Below are 17,164 nucleotides of genomic sequence, written 5' to 3' on the forward strand. Positions count from 1 at the left end.
TGGATTTCCGGGTCGTCCCGAACGCCCCAAAGGACCCATAGCGCTCCAGAAAGGTCACGATCCACCCGAGTCCTGGCGGGGCGAGCGGCGGTGGTGGGTTCGGCTCAGTGGGGCGTGCGGGTCTCAGTGGGGCGTGCGAGTGATGCCTGACGCGGTCACCGCGCCGTCCGTGCCCGCGTCGCCCTGCACCGTCACCGTGTCGCCCTTCTTCAGGTCCGCCAGTTTGCCCTTCTTCGCCGTCTGCACCCGGGTGTCGCCGCTGGTGTGCACGGTCACCGTGGTGCCGTCGGCGGTCTGCACGTACACCGTGTCGCCGTCCACCAGTTGCACCGTGCCGGACGTGCCCGACGCCGCCGCGGAGGGGGCGCCGCCGGCCGGCGCGCCGGCTTCGCCGGTCCGGCCGGCGCCGCCCGAATAACCACCGCCCGAATAACCACCCCCGGAATAACCACCGCCCGGGAATCCCGCCCGTCCCCCGCCGGACCGGGCCGCCGCGCCGCCGTCGCGCCCGCCGAGCGCGGACGCCGGTGTGCCCCAGTGCTGCTGCGCCTGCAGGCCGCCGAGGAACCCGCCGAGCAGCAGGGCGAGCGCGCCCAGCACCACGGTGCCGCGGTTCCACCAGCGGCGTGGCGCGGCGGCGGCCAGTTCGGCGGCCAGCGTCTCGTCGCGGTCACCCACCGGCGTCAGCACCGCGGTGTCGTCAGCAGCGGTCACGTGCTCTCCTCACTCGTAGCGCAGCGCATCGATGGGGCGCAGCCGGGCCGCACGCCCGGCCGGCAGCCCGCCGAAGAACAGTCCGATGGCGATGGACACGCCCAGCGCCAGCACGATCGAGCTGGGCACGATCACCGGCTTCACCCCGACGATCTCGAAGGTGCTCCCGACCAGGGCGGCCAGCACGCCGAGCAGCCCGCCGAGGACGCTCAGCAGGGTGGCCTCGATGAGGAACTGGGTGAGGATGGTCCGGCGCGGCGCGCCCAGCGCCTTGCGGATGCCGATTTCGCGGGTCCGTTCGGTCACCGTGACCAGCATGATGTTGGTGATGCCGATGCCCCCGACCAGCAGGCTGATCGCGGCCACCGCGCCGAGCAGCGTGGTGAACGTGTCCGCGGTCTCGGTCTGCGTCTCCAGCAACTGCGACGCGTTCTGGATCCGGTACGGCGTGCTCTGCGCGTCCGCGGCGACCTTCAGCCGCTGGTCGAGAACGGTGGCCACTTCCGACTGGGCCGCGTCCACCACGTCCGGGGTGGCCGCCTCCACCAGGATCGAGGTGAGTGACCCGTACCCGGTGAGCACCTCGCGCACCGCGGAGAGCGGGGCGACCGCGGTGTCGTTGGCGTCCTGGAACCCGGTGCTGCTCTTGGCCGCCAGCACGCCGACCACGGTGAACAGCGCCCCGGAGACGGTGACCTGCTGATCGATCGGGTCGGCCGCGCCGAACAGCTCCTGCGCCGCGGTCTGGCCGAGGACCACCACCCGGCGGGCCTGCGCCTCGTCGTCGGCGGTGAACGCGGCGCCGCTGCCCACCGGGGTGTTGGAGGCGGCGAACCAGTCCGGCGTGGTGCCCACGAACTGGCTGACCTGATGGTCGGTGCCCTGACAAGTGATGGTGGCGGAGGTGCTGGCCACCGGCGAGACCGAGGCCACGTCGGGGGCCAGCACGGGATCGGCAAGCGCGTTCGCGACCGGCACCGTGAGCGTGGCGTCGCGCCCGCTGCTCATCACGGTGAGGGTGTTGGTGCCCAGCGCCTCGATCCGTTCGCTGATCGTGCGCGCCGTGCCGTTGCCGACCGCGACCAGCAGGATCACCGCCGCCACGCCGATCAGGATGCCCAGCATGGTCAGCGCGGACCGCAGCTTGTTCGCGACCAGGCCGCGCAGCGCGAAACGCACCACCTCGACGGTGCTCACGTGAGCGCCTCCGTCCCGGTCAGCGGGCGGCTGTGCCGCCCGGTGGTTTGCCGCCCGGCGGGTTGCTGCCGTACGTCGGTGACGATCCGGCCGTCCACCAGGCGGATCAGCCGCCCGGCCCGGTCGCCCACCTCGGTCTCGTGGGTGATCAGCACGATGGTCCGGCCGCTGCGGTGCAGGCCGTCGAAGACCTCCAGGACGTCCTCGGTGGAGCGGGTGTCCAGGTTGCCGGTCGGTTCGTCGGCCAGCAGCAGGGCCGGCTCGGTGACCAGCGCGCGGGCCACCGCGACGCGCTGCTGCTGGCCGCCGGAGAGCTGGTTGGGCTCGTGCCGGGCGCGGTCAGCCAGGCCGACCGTCTCCAGCGCCGCCATCGCCCGGTCGCGTCGCTGCCGCGCCTTCACGCCCGCGTACGCCAGGGGAAGCTCCACATTGGCCAGCGCACTGGTGCGGGGAATGAGGTTGAACGCCTGGAAGACGAAGCCGATGAGCCGGTTGCGGGCCACCGCGAGCTGCCGGTCGGCGAGCCTGCTCACGTCCACGCCGTCCAGCAGGTACCGGCCGGCGCTGGGCACGTCCAGCGCGCCGAGGATGTTCATCAACGTGGACTTGCCGGATCCGGAGGATCCCATGATCGCCACGTAGTCGCCGCGCAGCACGGTCATGTCGACGCCGCGCAAGGCGTGCACCGTGGCCTCGCCCGAGCCGTACACCTTGGTCAGGCCGGCGACCTGGATCACCGGTTCGGCGGTCGGTGCGGCCATCGGAGCGCTCACCGGCCGCCGCTCCCGCCGCCGCGCTGCCCGCCCCCGGAGAAACCGCCGGGCCCGCCGCCCGGGGCGCCACCGCCGGAGAAGCCGAACCCGCCGCCCCGGTTGCCGAACCCGCCCGTCGACCCGGAGTCCCCGGTGCTGGTCAGGGTGATCTCGACCTGCTCGCCGGGCTGCACGCCGTCGGTGATCTGGGTGGCCTGGTCGCCCTCCAGTCCGATCTGGACGGTACGGGTGTCGCGCCGTCCCCCGGCGACCACGGTGACGCGGTGCTGGCCGCCCGTCGTGGTGATGGCCGCCGGGTTGACGTAGACGGCGTCGGCCACCTCGCCGGTCACCACGGACACCGAGACGGTCTGCCCGGGGCGGGCACCGTCGGGGAGATCGTCGAGGCTGAGGGTGACGCCGTACGTGACGGCGCTGTCGCTGGTGGTGGGCGACGGGTCGACGGCGGCCACCGTGGCGCTCTCCCGCGCGCCGTTGAGCGCGTTCCAGGTGACCGTGGCGGCCTGCTTCTCCGTCAACCGGGTCGCGTCGGCCTCCGCGAAGTCCGCAGTGACCTGCAGCTTGGTGAGATCGGCGAGGTCGATGAAGCCGCCGGAGGACGAGCCGGAGGCGCTGCCGGCGGAACTGCTGGACCCGCCGCCGCTGGACCCGGCTCCGCTGGACCCGGCGCCGCTGGATCCGCCGCTGCTGGAACCGGCGCCGTTCTGGCCGCCGGAGGAGGAGCCGGAACCCGACGACGAACTGCCCAGCGTGCCGTTCACCGCGGTCACCGTGCCGGCCATGGGCGCCGTCAGCACCGTGCCGTCCACCGCCGCCTGGGCGTCGTCCACGGCCAGTTCGGCCTGGGTCACCGCGTCCTGCGCGCCGGTGGTGTCCTGCCCGGCGTCCTCGGCCCGGGACAGCGAGTCGCGCGCCGCGTCCAGGTCGGCGCGGGCGGCGTCCAGGCTGCGGTTCGCCGCTGCCGGGTCGACCTCGGCGAGCTTCTGGCCCTTCTTCACCTTGTCGCCCACGGCCACGTCGATGGCGGTCACCGTGCCGCCGGTGACGAAGTCCGCGGTCGCGGTGGAAGCGCTTGCCACCGAACCGTCCGCGGTCGCCGTGGCGGTGACCGTGCCCTGCCGCACCGGCATGGTGCTCGCCCCGCCGGCGGCCGCGGCACCGTCGTCCGGGCCGCGCAGCGTCTCGTACGCCACGAAGCCGCCCGCGCCGAGCAGCAGCGCCAGCGCCGCGTTCACCAGCGGGGCGGGACGGCGCAGCGAGAGGCCCATCCGGGAGATCCGGCGCGGGACGAAGCGGTTCGGGGCGAAGCGGCTCTGGGCGGTGCCGCCCGGGCGGAAGCGGCGCGCAGGCATGCCGGACAGTGTGCCGAGGGCTGCTCGGAGCTGCTTCCATGCCACCTCGGAGCTTCCTCAAGACCGTGCCGCCACCGAGCCGCCACACGGGGCGCGCCGCTCCGGAGCTGCCCACGACCGTGTCACGCCGGGGCCGGGCCGGCCGGCAGCAGCACCCGGAACGTGGCGCCGCCGGAGGCCGCCGCGTCCAACTCGACCCAGCCGCCGTGGCCGTGCACGATCGCCGCGACGATGGACAGGCCCAGCCCGGACCCGCCACCGGCGGCGCGCGACCGGCTGGAGTCGGCCCGGTACAGCCGCTCGAACACCCGCGCGGCGTGCTCGGGCGGCACCCCGGGACCGTCGTCGCTGACCTCCAGCACGGCCACCGGGCCGGTGCCGGTCACCGGCCCGGACCGCACCGGCGCCGCGCCTGCCCGCCGGTCGTGCCGGGCCGGTGCGGGCAGCCTGCCCACCCGCACCGTGACCCCGGCGTGCGGCGGGGTGTGCTGCAACGCGTTGGCGACCAGGTTGGTGGCGACCTGCCGCAGGCCGTGCTCGTCGCCGAGCACGGTGGCCGGTTCGAACGTGTCGGCGTCGTCGTGCAGCCCGGCGAGCCGCACCGGCCGCTGCGGCGTACGGGCGTGTGCGTCCCGGATGGTGTCCGCGGCGATCTCCAGCAGGTCCACCGGAGTGCGCACGGGCGGGCGTTGCCGGTCCAGCCGGGCGAGCATCAGCAGGTCCTCGACCAGCACGCCCATCCGGGCGGCCTCGCCCTCGATGCGGCTCATCGTCTCGTCCAGCGCCGGACCGGGCGGGGCCCCGCCGCGCCGGTACAGTTCGGCGAAGCCGCGGATCGAGGTCAGCGGGGTGCGCAGCTCGTGCGAGGCGTCCGCGACGAACTGGCGCAGCCGCCGCTGGGAGGCGGTCCGCGCGGACACCTCGGCTTCGATGCGCGCCAGCATCAGGTTGAGGGCGTGACCGAGCCGTCCGGACTCGGTGTGCGGGTCGGTGCCGGTCACCCGGCCGGAGAGGTTGCCCGCGGAGATGTCCGCGGCCACGCCCTCCATCGCGGTGAGCGGGCGCAGCCCGAGACGGACCACGAAGCCGGCGGCGCCGGCCAGCAGCACGAGCACCAGCAGGGTCACCGCCACGTCGATGAGCAGCAGCCGGTCGGTGATCTGCCGCACCGGGGCCAGGGAGGTGCCGACCACGGCCGTGCCACCGGCGGCGGTCGGCACGGCGAGCATCCGCCAGGCCGTGGCGTCGCGCCCGGCGGTGACCGTGTACGGGCTGCGCAGGCGCGCCGGCGGGTCGGGGGCGGGCAGCCCGGACGCCGGTTCGGAACTGCGCCCGGCGTCCAGCCGGCCGTCCGCGGTCCAGAGGTAGAACACCTGGTCGGCGCTCAGCCGCAGGAACCGGCCGCCGCGCGGGGCACCGCCGGGCGCCGCACTGGCGGCGGAATCGTCACCGGTGCCGCGGGCCGCGGCCGGGCGGGCCGGGTTGGTGAACGGGCGGGTCATCGCGGCGAGCTGCGCGTCGGCGCGATCGCTCAGATAGGAGCGGATCAGCAGCAGCCCGGCCGTGTCGGCCAGGATCAGCCCGACCGCGGTCAGCGCGGCAGCCGCCAGCACCAGCCGCGAGCGCAGGGTCCAGTGCCCCCAGCGCCGCGGCTGCCACCTCACTCGTCGCCGCCGCGCGGCAGCCGCAGCGCGTACCCGACACCGCGCACCGTATGGATCAGCGGCGGGCCCACCTTGTCGATCTTGCGGCGGAGGTAGTAGACGTACGACTCCACGATGCGGCCGTCCCCGCCGAAGTCGTAGTGCCACACCCGGTCCAGGATCTGCGCCTTGCTGACCACCCGGCCGGCGTTGACCAACAGGTATCGCAGCAGGTTGAACTCGGTGGGTGACAGGTCGATCAGCCGGCCGCCGCGGCGGACCTCGTGGGCGGCGTCGTCGAGCGTCAGGTCCGCGTAACCGAGCACCCCGTCGCCCCCGGCGGGCAGCTCGGGGCGGGTGCGGCGCAGGATCGCCCGGATGCGCAGCACCACCTCCTCCAGGCTGAACGGCTTGGTCACGTAGTCGTCGGCGCCGGCGGTCAGCCCGCAGATCCGGTCCTCGGCGGCGTCCCGGGCGGTCAGGAACAGCACCGGCACCTGGCTGCCCTGCGCGCGCAACCGGCGGGCCACGTCGAACCCGTCCAGGTCGGGCAGCATCACGTCGAGCACCACCAGGTCCGGGTCGAACTCCGCGACGGCCGACAGCGCGCCGTAGCCGGAACCGGTCACCCGTACGTCGTACGAGACGAGTCGCAGGGTGGCGGAAAGCAACGCGGAGATGTTCGGCTCGTCGTCCACGACGAGCACCCGAGCGAGGGTGGCGCCGGCCGGTGACGCGCCCGCCCGCACCACTTCTGTCTGAACCGTGTCTGTCTGCACCGGGAAGGGATATCAGCGCCGCCTTTGAATCCGGTATGAAACACGGGGGAATTCGCTGTGCCGACGGCCGCACCCGACGATGGTGCCCCGGCGGCCGGGGCGTCACCGGGACGCGGTCACCACGACCGGGTCACCGTCGCGCCCTCGGCCAGACCGGAGGTGATCTCGGTGTACCGGTCGCCGCGCAACCCGACGCCGACCTGCGTGCGGGCGCCCGCACACAGCACCGTCCCCCGGTCTCCGGTCACGTCGTGCACGGCGGCGCTGGGTACCCGCAGCACGCCGGACTTCTCGCCGGTGGTCACCCGCACCGCGGCGCTCTGCCCGACCAGCAGGTCCTCCGGCGCCTGCGTGAACGAGAGCACCACGCCGTACCGGACCATGGTGCCGTCGCTGCTGCCGACCGGGTCGACCTGCACCACGGTGGCGCCCAGCGCGGCGGCGTCCGCACCGGCGGCGGTCAGGGTCACGGTGGCCTTCTGCCGCACCGCCAGCCGGTCCGCGTCGGCCTCCGGGAATGCGGCGCTGACCTGCATGTCGTAGACGTCGGCCAGGGTGACGAAGGTGCCGCCGCCGCTCACCTGGCTGCCGACCTTGCCGGCGACCGCCAGGATCCGGCCGCGGATCGGCGCGGTGATGGTGGCCCCGGCCAGCGCGTCCTCGGCGTCGGCCAGCGCCACCCCGGCCTGAGTGACGCGCTGCTGGGCGCTGAGGATGGCGTCGCTCCCGCCGGCCTGCCCGTTCTGCCCGCCCTGCTCGTTCTGCCGGTCACCGGTGCAGGATTGCCCGGTCTGGCCGGTCTGTCCGGGGACGCCGTCCTGCCGGCCGGTCTTCTGCTGGGCCTTGCCCGCCACGGTGGTGGACGTGCCCGCCGTCGCGGCCGACGGCGAGGGCGCCGGGCTCGCCGGGGCGGTGGCCGGCGCGGTGGTCGTGGGCCGGGCGCTCGCCGGACGGCTCGCGGGCGTCGTCGCCGCCGGGGTGGCAGGGGTGGGTGGCGTGGCGGCGCCGCTCGGTCCGTGGGTGGTGGCGTATCCGGCGGGCACGTCGGCGCCGGTGCACCCGTCGCCCGCGTCCGGTTCCTGCTCGGCGGCCGCACGCGCGGCGGTGAGTTGGTCCTCCGCGTCGTCCAGGGTCTGTCGGGCGGCGTCCACCGCGGCGGCGGCGCCGGTGTCGTCCACCGCGGCCAGGTCCTCGCCGGGCGCGACCATCTGCCCCGGACGCACCTTCACGTCCTTCACCGTGCCGGACACGGTGAAGGACAGGCTGCGGGTCTGCGCCGGCTGCACGGTTCCGGTGGTGGCCACCTGGGCGGTCACCGTGCCCCGGTCGACGGCCACGGTGGCGGGCGCCGCCGGTGACGGCTCCGCCCCGGCGGTAAGCGCGCGGGTCACGCCCGCCGCGACCAGCCCGGCCACGACCACGGCCGCCGCGGCCCACCGCAGCCGACGACGCACCGGGCGCATTTCGCTCATGGCCGATCAGTGTCCGGCAACGTCCTGATCACCGGCTCGGACCCGCCTCGGAGTTGGCTCGGACCGCGGCCGGTTTCCGAGCCAACTCCGAGGCGGGTCCGACCGGGCGCGCAGATGCGCGCGCTTGGCTGGTCCACCGTTGTCCCCTGACGGAGATGGGCGTCAGCGCCCTGTGGAGACGAGGAGAGCATGGTGCGGTGGAGACAAGCGTGGGTGGTGAGCATCGCGGCGGCGGCGGCGGTCGTGGTGGCCGGCTGCGGATCATCCGGCGGCGACGACGCCCCGGACCCCGGCGTGGGTGCGGGGGATTCGGCGTTCGCCGCGTACGCCGCATGCCTGCAGGAGAACGGTGTCACGATCACCGTGCCGTCGGGCGGTCCGGGCGGGCGGCCGTCCGGATTCCCGTCCCGGGGTGCGCGGCCGTCCGGGGGTGCGCGGCCGTCCGGCGCGGGATGGCCGTCCGGGATGCCCCGGCCGTCGGGCCGGGCGGACCAGGGTGGGCCGGGCATGAGCGGCGGACGGGGCGGATTCGGCCGGCCGTCCGGCATCGACGACGCCACCTGGGACAAGGCCCAGTCGGCCTGCGCGTCGGTGCGGCCCAGCGGCGGACCCGGCGGCGGGAGGCGGGGCAACGGGGCCGCGGGCGGTGGCGGGCGTGACTCCGCCTACCGCAACTGCCTGCGCGAGCACGGCGTGACCGACGCCGGTGCCAGCGCCGATCCGGCCCGCGCCGAGGCGGACAAGACGTGCGCGGTGCTCAAGCCGTCGGCGACGCCGGCAAGTTGAGCGGCGGGTCATCGCCCGGTCACGGCTACTGAACCCTTTTCACCGTGGCGAGGCCGGCAGATGCCGCCGCTGGTCGACGGGCTCGATGCCAGGCTGAAGGGGTTCACTGGTGTGCCGCGGCGGCGGACAGCGCGGCCCACCGGTCGGCCAGTTGCCGACGATGGCAGGCGGCCAGGTGACCGGCGAGGATGGCCGGCTGGCCGCCCCGCACGCAGACGTCGGCGCCGGCCGTCAGCACCGCGGCGACCAGGGCGGCCGGGGCGGTCTCGTCCACCACCGCCACGATCCGGGTGCGGCGCGGCAACAGGTCGCGGGCGGCGCGTACGGCGTCGTCGCCGCCCGTGGTGAGCAGAACCAGCTCACCCGGTCGTACGTCGTCGAGGTCGTGCACGTGCCGCAGCGTCCAGCCGGGCCGCAGGTGGTCGCGCAGGCCGGCGATCCGCCCGGCGGGGCCGACCACGGCCACCGCCGGGGTGAGGCTGAGTGTGGCGGAGGCGTTCAGCGGCAGATCGGTGGCGGTGATCGGGACGTTGTCGTCGTTCTGGCGGTTGAGCTGCACCAGCATGTCGGGCCCCCTTCGGCCGGTCGTCGTGATGCCTACTGTTCGCCGCCAGACTGGGGTGCCCATGTGCGGTAGCTGTGCGTTGGTTGGCAAAGCCGATCATCAGGGGCGGTGCAGGCCCGCACCGCGGGGCAGGGATCGACGATCGTCGGTGGACCGGAGGCCGAGCGTCGCCGTGCGAGGATGACGCCATGACCGGAGCCCGCGCGGACGACCGCGCCGCCCTGATCACCTCGCTCGATCTGCCCACCAAGGTCGCCCTGCTGACCGGCGCGTCCGGGTTCACCCTGGTCCCCGAGCCGTCCATCGGCCTGGGCGAGCTGCGGTTGTCGGACGGCCCGACCGGGGTGCGCGGCCTGAAATTCAGCGACGGCCGGGTCGTCGCGCTGCTGCCCAACGCCACCCTGCTGGCCGCCTGCTGGAGCGAGCAGACCGCGTACGAGGCGGGACAGCTCCTCGCGCAGGAGGCCCTCGCGCAGGGCATCCACGTGGTGCTCGGCCCGACCATCAACCTGCACCGTTCGCCGCTGGGCGGGCGGTTGTTCGAGGCGTACTCGGAGGATCCGCTGCTGACCGGCCGGCTGGCCGCGGCGTACGTGCGCGGCTTGCAGGACTCGGGCGTTGGCGCCTGCCTCAAGCACCTGGTCGCCAACGAGTCGGAGACCGAGCGCACCACGGTGAACAGCGTGCTGGACGAGGCCACGCTGCGCGAGGTCTATCTGCTGCCGTTCGAGATCGCGACGGCGGACGCCGACCCGTGGTCGATGATGGCGGCCTACAACGACGTGAACGGCGTGCCGGCTACCGAGCAGCGGCATGTGATCACCGAGATCGTCAAGGGTGAGTGGGGCTACCGCGGGCTGGTGATGTCCGACTGGTCGGCCACCGGGAGCGCGGCTCCGGCCGCCACCGCGGGCCTGGACCTGGTGATGCCGGGACCGGACGGGCCGTGGGGCGACGCGCTTGTCGCGGCGGTGCGCGCCGGTGAGGTGAGCGAGGCGGTCATCGACGAGCACGTGGAGCGGCTGCTGCGGCTCGCCGCGCGGGTGGGTGCGCTGGGCGCCCCACCGGAGCCCGCGCGGTCCTTCCCGGCGCCGGACTCCGCGCAGCGTCGCGCCCAACTGACCCGGCTGGCCGCGCAGGGCATGACGGTGCTGAAGAACGACGCCGCGGCCCTGCCGCTGCACCGCGATGCGTCGGTGGCGCTGATCGGACGGCATGCCGTGGAAACCATCGGCATGGGCGGCGGGTCGGCCGTGGTGAATCCGCCGTACCAGGTCAGCGTCGCGTGCGGGCTGACCGAGCAGATGGGTGACCGGGTCACCGTGACCGACGGGGTCGCGGTGCGCACGCGACCGGTCCCGGCCCGCGACGGCTTCCTCACCGATCCGCGGACCGGCGAGGCCGGGGTGCGCGTCACCCTGTACGACGCGGCCGGCGCCGAGCTGGAGCACCGGCACGCCCCGGCGGCGATCACCGCGGTGGGCATGGACGACGACTTCCCGGGCACCGCGGCGTCGGTGCGGCTGGACGCGGTGATCACCGGCGGCGGGCCGGTCGAGCTGGGGGCGATCGGCGTCGGCGCGTGGACGGTACGCGCCGGGGAGCGCACGTTGACGTACCGGCTGGCGGTGTCCGGCACGGGGATGGCCGAGGAGATCCTGGCCCCGCCGTCGCGCACCGACGTGGTCGACGTGGCGGCCGGCACGGCGCTGTCCGCGACGGTCACGCTGCCCGGCGGCGGGCGGCCCGGCGACGGCTACCTGGGCGCGGGCCGTTTCGGGCTGGTCGCCAACCCGGCCTCCCGGGAGACCGTCGACGTGATCGACGACGCGGTGCGCGCGGCCGGCGACGCCGACGTGGCGGTGGTGGTGGTCGGCCTCACCGAGGAGCAGGAGACCGAATCGGTGGACAAGACCACGCTGCACCTGCCCGGCGCGCAGGACGCACTGGTCGAGGCGGTGGCCGGGGCGGCGCGGCGCACCGTGGTGGTGGTGAACGCGGCGACCCCGGTGGTGATGCCGTGGTTGCCGCGGGTGGACGCGGTGCTGCTCGTCGGCCTGCCCGGTCAGGAAGCGGGCCGGGCGGTGGCGGCGGCGCTGCTCGGCGACGTGGAACCGGCGGGACGGCTGGTCGGCACGTTCCCGGTCGACGACGGCATGTGCCCGGCGTGGTCGGTCACGCCGGTGGACGGCGAGCTGCGCTACGCCGAGGGGCGGCACCTCGGCTATCGCGGTCACTTCGCCGGCCGGGCGAGCGAGCCGGCGTTCTGGCTGGGCCACGGCCTCGGGTACGGCGACTGGGCGTACTCCGACGCCCGCGTGGTGGCCGGCGACGGCACGCCCGGGGTGACCGTGACGGTGACGAACACCGGCATCCGCGCCAGCCGGGAAGTGGTGCAGGTGTATTACCAGCCGCCCGGCGACGACGAACCGGTGCGCCTGGCCGGGTGGCGCGACGTGACGCTGCCGCCGGGCGAGTCGGCCCGGCTGGTGGTGCCCACCGACCCGCGCGTCTGGCGCCGGTGGGACACCGGCGCCGGCGCGTGGCAGCGGCTCACCGGGGGCGAGCTGCTGATCGCCCGCGGGCTCGGCGATGTGCGGGCCACCCTGCCGGTGCCCGCCTGACATCGCACGCGGGGTGCGCTCAGGCGCGAGGTGTGCTCAGGCGCTGGGTGTGCTCAGGCGCTGGGTGTGCTCAGGCGCTGGGTGTGCTCAGGCGCAGGGCGCGTTCCAGGCGGTGATGACGGGGTCGGATTCGTGTTCGAAGCCCAGCACCGACACCGTCCCGGTGTCCAGCTTGAGCACCTTGCCCGCGGCCGGCTCCAGGCCGCACCAGCGCGCCCCGCACACCCGCAGGCAGTGCCCGTGCGCGACAAGCGCGACGTCGCCGTCCGCGGTGAGCTTGCGGGCCCGCTCCAGCACCCGGTCGAGCCGGGCGCCGACCTGCCGCGGCGTCTCGCCGCCGGGGCAGCCGTCGGTCCACAGCGACCATCCCGGCCGGTCCTCGTGGATGCTGGCCGTGGTGATCCCCTCGTACTCGCCGTAATCCCATTCCACCAGGTCGTCGGTGACCTCGGTGACCCGCAGCCCGGCCAGTTCGGCGGTGCGCAGCGCCCGCCGCCGCGGGCTGGACAGCACCGCGGCGAACGACCGGCCGCGCAACCGCTCCCCGACCGTGCGGGCCTGGCGCTCGCCGGGCCCGGTCAGGTCCAGGTCGGTGTGCGAGGTGTGCCGCCCGTTCGCGCTCCACTCGGTCTGCCCGTGCCTGATCAGCACGATCTCCGCCATGGTGTTCCCTTCTCGGCCGCGTCCGGTTCGCCTCGTCACCTACCCCCTGACCCTGCCGCCCATGCCCGCCGCCCGCGGCCAGATCCGCCGCAATCCGGCCAAACGGCCCCGGCCGGGCGCGGCGGCACGTTTTACTCGCAGTGAACCGTTTTCACCCTCGACGACGAGGCGGCCACCACATGCGCGCGCTCCCCGGCCTGACCTGGCTCCGGCACATGACCCTGGTGCAGCGGATGGGCCTGATGGCCGGGCTGCCGGTGATCGCGCTGCTGGCGCTGGTGGGCAAGGAGGCGGTCGCCGACGTGGGCCGGTTGTCCGGCCTGCAGGTCTCGCAGAGATGGACGACGGCCGCGGTGGCCGGCGGCGACCTGGTGCACGCGATCCAGCGGGAACGCGGCGCGTCCAGCATCTTCATGACTTCCGGCGGGCAGCGTTTCGGCGCCGAGCTGCGGTCCTACCGCACCGACGTGGACACCGCCTGGGACACCTTCGACGACGCCACCACCACGGCGGCGCAGGGCGACGACGGCGCCGGCGAATACCCGCAGCTCGCCGAGCTGGACGCGGCCCGCGCCGAGCTGGCGTCGCGGCGTACCGCGGTGGACGGCCTGCCGGCCGACCGCGCCGCGCAGATCGGGTACTTCACCGGGGTCGACGACACCGTGCTGTCGCTTGTCGCGAGCACCACCGCGGAGAGCGCGGACCCGGCGATCGCCCGGCAGAACTCCGCCTACCTGGCGGTGCTGTGGGCCAAGGAGAAGCTCGGCCTGCTCCGCGCCCAGATGGGCGCCGCGTACACCAACCAGGGCTGGGCGCCGGGGCAGGAACGCCTCGTCTCGCGACTGCTCGGCCAGGTGGACATCGAGCTTGCGGACGCTCGCGGCTTCGCGGGCGAGGACGTCGCGGCGCAGTTGGACACGCTGGCCGCCTCGGCGACCGGGCAGCAGGTCACGGAGCTGATCACGGCGGCTCTGGACGACGGCGCGCTGGACCAGGACCCGGCGGCATGGTTTGCGACCGTCACCGAGTACATCGACGGGTATCGCGACGTCGAGAACACGCTCGCCGCCCAGCAGGTCGCCGCCGCCGCCGACAATGTCCGCAGCACCTGGGTGTCGTTCGCGATCCGGGTCATCGTCCTGGCGGCCGTGGTGACCCTGCTGATCCTGATGGGGGCGATGACCACACGCAGCCTGCGGGCACGCGTCCGGTCCGGGGTGCGCAACGCCGAAGCGCTGGCGGCCGGCGACCTCAGCGCCCGGTTCCTGGACGACGGCCGGGACGAGCTGAGCGCGCTCGGCCGGTCGATCAACCAGGCCCTGGACCGGATCGAGGCCACCCTACGGGACGTGATCCGGCACTCCCACGCGCTGGGCGAGTCGGCCGGGGACGTGGGACGCACCTCCGATTCGCTGTCCGCGGCGGCGTCCACTGCCCGCGGCGACGTGACGTCCGCGGTGGACGCGACGAACCGGATGAACGAGGAGGTGCAGGCGCTGGCCGGCGCGTCGGAGCAGCTCCGCGCGTCGATCGCGGAGATCGCCTCGAACTGCACCCAGGCGGCGAGCGTGGCGGACACCGCGGTCACCCTGGCGGGGTCCACACGCACCACGATGACCCGGCTCGGCACCGCGTCCAGCGAGATCGGCGACGTGATCGGACTGATCTCCGGCATCGCCGAGCAGACCAACCTGCTGGCACTGAACGCGACAATCGAATCGGCGCGTGCCGGCGAGGCGGGCAAGGGCTTCGCCGTGGTGGCGAGCGAGGTGAAGGACCTGGCCCAGGAGACGAGCCGGGCCACCGGCGACATCACCACCCGGATCTCGGACATCCAGTCGCAGGCCACCGAGGCGGTGGAGGCCATCGACCGGATCAGCGAGGTGATCGGCCGGATCAACGAGATCCAGACCTCGATCGCGGGCGCGGCGGAGGAGCAGGCGGCGGTGACCCAGGAGGTCAGTTCGTCGGTGCACCGGTCCGCCCGGGAAAGCGAGGATCTGCGGCTGCGCATCGACGCGATCGCGGGTTCGGTGTCGGCGACCGACGACGGCGCCGGCAACGCGCAGCGGGCGAGCACCTCGCTGACCCGGCTGGGCGGCGACCTGAGATCCTCGCTGGCGGCGTTCCGGATCAAGGACTGACGCCCCCCGTCAACGACTGCGTCACCGCGCCGGACTGCGTCACCGCGCCGGACTCTGCGTCACAGCGCCGCGGTCAGCGCCTCCAAGCCGGACGCCTGCGTGCGCCAGTCACGGACGTTCGGGTACGCCGCGGACGTCTGACCGTTCCACCGTTCGCCGATCCGGTTCAGGGCGTCCCGGTCCGCCGACCAGATGCTGTCCGCCTGCGTACGGGCGTACCCGCGATACCCGGCGTCCCCGGTCACCGTCGCCAGGTCGCCCAGATAGCGCAGGAACACCCCCTTGAACTGCTTGGCGTTGTCGTCGCAGGAGCGGTCCGCGGCGTCGCACGACTCGGTGAGCACGCCGCCGCGGGTCAGCACCGGAGAGCCGATCGCCGCGTCCGCCAGCCGCCGGGCCGCCGCCAGCACGCTCGCGTCGCCGGTCGCGCGGTACACCTCCACCGCGGCGCCGACCGCCAGCCCCTGGTTGTACGACCAGACGGTCTGGCCGTTGTTCGCGCACGCGGTGGTCAGGCCGTCGTTGACCAGCCCGGAAGCGTTGATCAGGCCGCTGCCGGCGAACCACTTCCAGCCGGTCACCGCCCGGTCCCGCCACACGGTGTCGCCGGGGATGCGGTTGTGCAGGGCCGCCGCAAGCCGCACGTACAGGCCGATGGTCACCGCGTTCTTATAGGTACGCTCCCGGTTCCACCACACCCCGCCGCCGCACGTCCCGGTGTCCCAGAAGCCGTGCACGTACGACGCGATCGTCACCGCCTCGTCGCGGTAGCGCACCTCGCCGGTCAGGTCGTACGCCTGCACCCAGGCGAGCCCCCACCAGGCGGCGTCGTCCACCGCCCGGCTGATGAAGTGCCCCTCGATCGGGTCGCTGCTGCGCTCCCCCGCGGCGAACGTCCCCCGGTTCACCTCGAAGGTGCGCGCCACGATCCAGCGGTAGTCGCCCCGGCCCGACCGCTGCATCCAGTTGATCACCGCGGTGAGCGTGGCGGCCGAGTTCCACCAGCTCGACGGCCACCAGGCGGTGTCCGGCCGGTACGCGTACATCAGCGCGTCGGCGGCAGCCGCCGCCCGGTCACCGGCGGGCCGCGCCCATCCGGTGCAACTGCCGTTGTTGCCGGTCACCGCCCGGCCGCAGGCGCGCACCGCACCGCCGTACATGAGGGTGGGCGCGTCGCGTACGGCGTACGCGCCGGTGCGCGCGGAGGACGCACCGGGTGCGGTCGCGGTGCGTCCGAGTGACGACCCGCCGGGCCAGCTCGCGCCCTCGTCGAAGGAGCGGTCCAGCCAGATCTCGTCGCCGGGCGCGCCGCCGCTGATCACACCCCAGGCCATGCCGCGCGCGTCCATGTGCAGCGCGATGGTGCGGCCGGGCAGGGTGGCAGACGGCACCGGCATGGTGTCGCCGGTGCCGGTGGCGGCGCCGTCGCAGGCGACGTCGCAGACCTGCGACGGGACCCAGTCGGTACACTGCACACCGCCGGCGTCGCCGCACGCGCGGATCATGCCGCGGGCGTGCCGCACCGGGTCGGACAGGTTGTACATGAGCGTCCGCGTGCCGGTCCAGGTGCCGGGGATGCTGGCCTTGCCGAGCAGGCCGTCCCAGGTGGCGCCGCCGTCGAACGTGCGGTCCAGCCAGACGGCGTCGCCGGTGCTGCCGTTGTCGATGCTGCCCCAGGCCATCGCATCGGCGGCGGACAGATGCAGGGAGATGCGGCGCCCGTTCTGAATCCGGTCGGCGACGGGAAACGTGTCCTGCCGGGCGAGGGACGGGTCGCGGGTGTCGCAGTAGACCGAGCAGACCGAGGCGGCGGCCCGCGGAGCGGGGCCTGTTGTCGCCGTGGTTGTTGTCGTAGCCGTGGCGGGCGCGGTTGTCGTGGCCGGCAGCGTGCCGGTGAGGAGGGCGAGGACGACGGCGGCGGCTCGTTGCATGGCGCGACCCCCAGCGGTGCCGACAGTGATCCGTGCCCACCATATTGATACACATAACTATCTGAGAGCAATGTTGCCAGTTCAGTCAGCACTGCCCACACCATCCACACCCGTCACGCCCCAGCGCCCCAGCACCCCACGCCACCACGCCACCACGCCACCACGCCACCACGCCACCACGCCACCACGCCACCACGCCACCACGCCACCACGCCACGACGCCACGACGCCACGACGCCACGACGCCACGACGATCTTGGACTCTCTGGCCCTATTAGCCCGTTTTAAACCGCATCCCCAGCCCACAAAGTCCAAGATCGATGCGAGGGGCGGGTCGATCTTGGACTTTGTGTGGGACATATGCGGCTTTTGGATGCTTCTGGCGCCCCAGAGACTCCAAGATCGTCGATCGGACCGCGCCGCGCCGCCGGACCGGCCGCGCCCCCGGACCGCGGGCGGGCGGGGCGGGGCGGGGCGGGCCTGGCCGGGCCTGGGCGGGGCAGGCGCGGGCACGGCAGGCG

Annotated in this window: 14 protein-coding genes; 3 read left to right on the top strand and 11 right to left on the bottom strand. The window is 74.2% G+C overall.

What is annotated here, in order from left to right; genetic code table 11:
• Positions 1 to 123 precede the first annotated feature (123 nt).
• The 7 genes from IEY73_RS29440 to IEY73_RS29470 all read right to left on the bottom strand — a co-directional run bounded on the left by IEY73_RS29440 (position 124) and on the right by IEY73_RS29470 (position 7,930).
• Positions 124 to 714: a hypothetical protein gene (locus IEY73_RS29440; protein ID WP_189082611.1), complete on the bottom strand. Its 591-nt coding sequence runs from the start codon at positions 712 to 714 to the stop codon at positions 124 to 126.
• A 9-nt stretch (positions 715 to 723) separates the two neighbouring features.
• Positions 724 to 1,911, bottom strand: coding sequence for an ABC transporter permease (locus IEY73_RS29445; RefSeq protein ID WP_189082612.1), 1,188 nt, complete (start codon positions 1,909 to 1,911; stop codon positions 724 to 726).
• Positions 1,908 to 2,672: an ABC transporter ATP-binding protein gene (locus IEY73_RS29450; RefSeq protein ID WP_189082620.1), complete on the bottom strand. Its 765-nt coding sequence runs from the start codon at positions 2,670 to 2,672 to the stop codon at positions 1,908 to 1,910. The genes IEY73_RS29445 and IEY73_RS29450 overlap by 4 nt, the downstream gene beginning before the upstream one ends.
• 8 nt (positions 2,673 to 2,680) lie before the next feature.
• A complete protein-coding gene (locus IEY73_RS29455) occupies positions 2,681 to 4,036 on the bottom strand; it encodes an efflux RND transporter periplasmic adaptor subunit (RefSeq protein ID WP_229716273.1) in 1,356 nt (451 codons plus the stop codon).
• 122 nt (positions 4,037 to 4,158) lie between these two features.
• Positions 4,159 to 5,700: a sensor histidine kinase gene (locus IEY73_RS29460; protein WP_229716274.1), complete on the bottom strand. Its 1,542-nt coding sequence runs from the start codon at positions 5,698 to 5,700 to the stop codon at positions 4,159 to 4,161.
• Complete coding sequence (locus IEY73_RS29465) at positions 5,697 to 6,428, bottom strand: response regulator transcription factor (protein ID WP_189082622.1); 732 nt, start codon at positions 6,426 to 6,428, stop codon at positions 5,697 to 5,699. Before IEY73_RS29465 ends, IEY73_RS29460 begins: the two co-directional genes overlap by 4 nt.
• Before the next feature lie 146 nt (positions 6,429 to 6,574).
• Positions 6,575 to 7,930: an efflux RND transporter periplasmic adaptor subunit gene (locus IEY73_RS29470; RefSeq protein WP_189082613.1), complete on the bottom strand. Its 1,356-nt coding sequence runs from the start codon at positions 7,928 to 7,930 to the stop codon at positions 6,575 to 6,577.
• A gap of 192 nt (positions 7,931 to 8,122) precedes the next feature.
• On the opposite strand from IEY73_RS29470, the gene IEY73_RS29475 reads away from it, so the two are divergent.
• Positions 8,123 to 8,716, top strand: coding sequence for a hypothetical protein (locus IEY73_RS29475; RefSeq protein WP_373292904.1), 594 nt, complete (start codon positions 8,123 to 8,125; stop codon positions 8,714 to 8,716).
• A 103-nt stretch (positions 8,717 to 8,819) separates the two neighbouring features.
• Here the strand turns inward: IEY73_RS29475 and IEY73_RS29480 are convergent, their stop codons facing one another.
• Positions 8,820 to 9,281 carry a hypothetical protein gene (locus IEY73_RS29480; RefSeq protein ID WP_189082614.1) on the bottom strand — a complete coding sequence of 154 codons (462 nt, stop codon included), beginning with the start codon at positions 9,279 to 9,281 and terminating at the stop codon, positions 8,820 to 8,822.
• A gap of 188 nt (positions 9,282 to 9,469) precedes the next feature.
• Between IEY73_RS29480 and IEY73_RS29485 the strand changes: the two genes are divergently transcribed.
• Entirely contained in the window at positions 9,470 to 11,905 is a 2,436-nt protein-coding gene (locus tag IEY73_RS29485) for a beta-glucosidase family protein (protein WP_189082615.1), read from the top strand.
• A gap of 87 nt (positions 11,906 to 11,992) precedes the next feature.
• Here the strand turns inward: IEY73_RS29485 and IEY73_RS29490 are convergent, their stop codons facing one another.
• The gene (locus tag IEY73_RS29490; protein WP_189082616.1) at positions 11,993 to 12,568 is read right to left on the bottom strand and encodes a histidine phosphatase family protein; all 576 of its coding nucleotides are present in this window, start codon (positions 12,566 to 12,568) and stop codon (positions 11,993 to 11,995) included.
• Between the two features lie 179 nt (positions 12,569 to 12,747).
• On the opposite strand from IEY73_RS29490, the gene IEY73_RS29495 reads away from it, so the two are divergent.
• On the top strand, positions 12,748 to 14,712 hold the full coding sequence (locus tag IEY73_RS29495) for a methyl-accepting chemotaxis protein (protein WP_189082617.1): 1,965 nt from the start codon (positions 12,748 to 12,750) through the stop codon (positions 14,710 to 14,712).
• Positions 14,713 to 14,771: 59 nt separating this feature from the next.
• On the opposite strand, the gene IEY73_RS29500 is transcribed toward IEY73_RS29495, so the two are convergent.
• Both IEY73_RS29500 and IEY73_RS29505 read right to left on the bottom strand, forming a co-directional pair.
• Positions 14,772 to 16,643, bottom strand: coding sequence for a glycoside hydrolase family 76 protein (locus IEY73_RS29500; RefSeq protein WP_189082618.1), 1,872 nt, complete (start codon positions 16,641 to 16,643; stop codon positions 14,772 to 14,774).
• 81 nt (positions 16,644 to 16,724) lie between these two features.
• The gene (locus IEY73_RS29505; RefSeq protein WP_189082619.1) at positions 16,725 to 16,892 is read right to left on the bottom strand and encodes a hypothetical protein; all 168 of its coding nucleotides are present in this window, start codon (positions 16,890 to 16,892) and stop codon (positions 16,725 to 16,727) included.
• Between the last annotated feature and the right edge of the window lie 272 nt (positions 16,893 to 17,164).

This window comes from Mangrovihabitans endophyticus (assembly GCF_014646155.1).
Classification (GTDB): Bacteria; Actinomycetota; Actinomycetes; order Mycobacteriales; family Micromonosporaceae; genus Actinoplanes; species Actinoplanes endophyticus.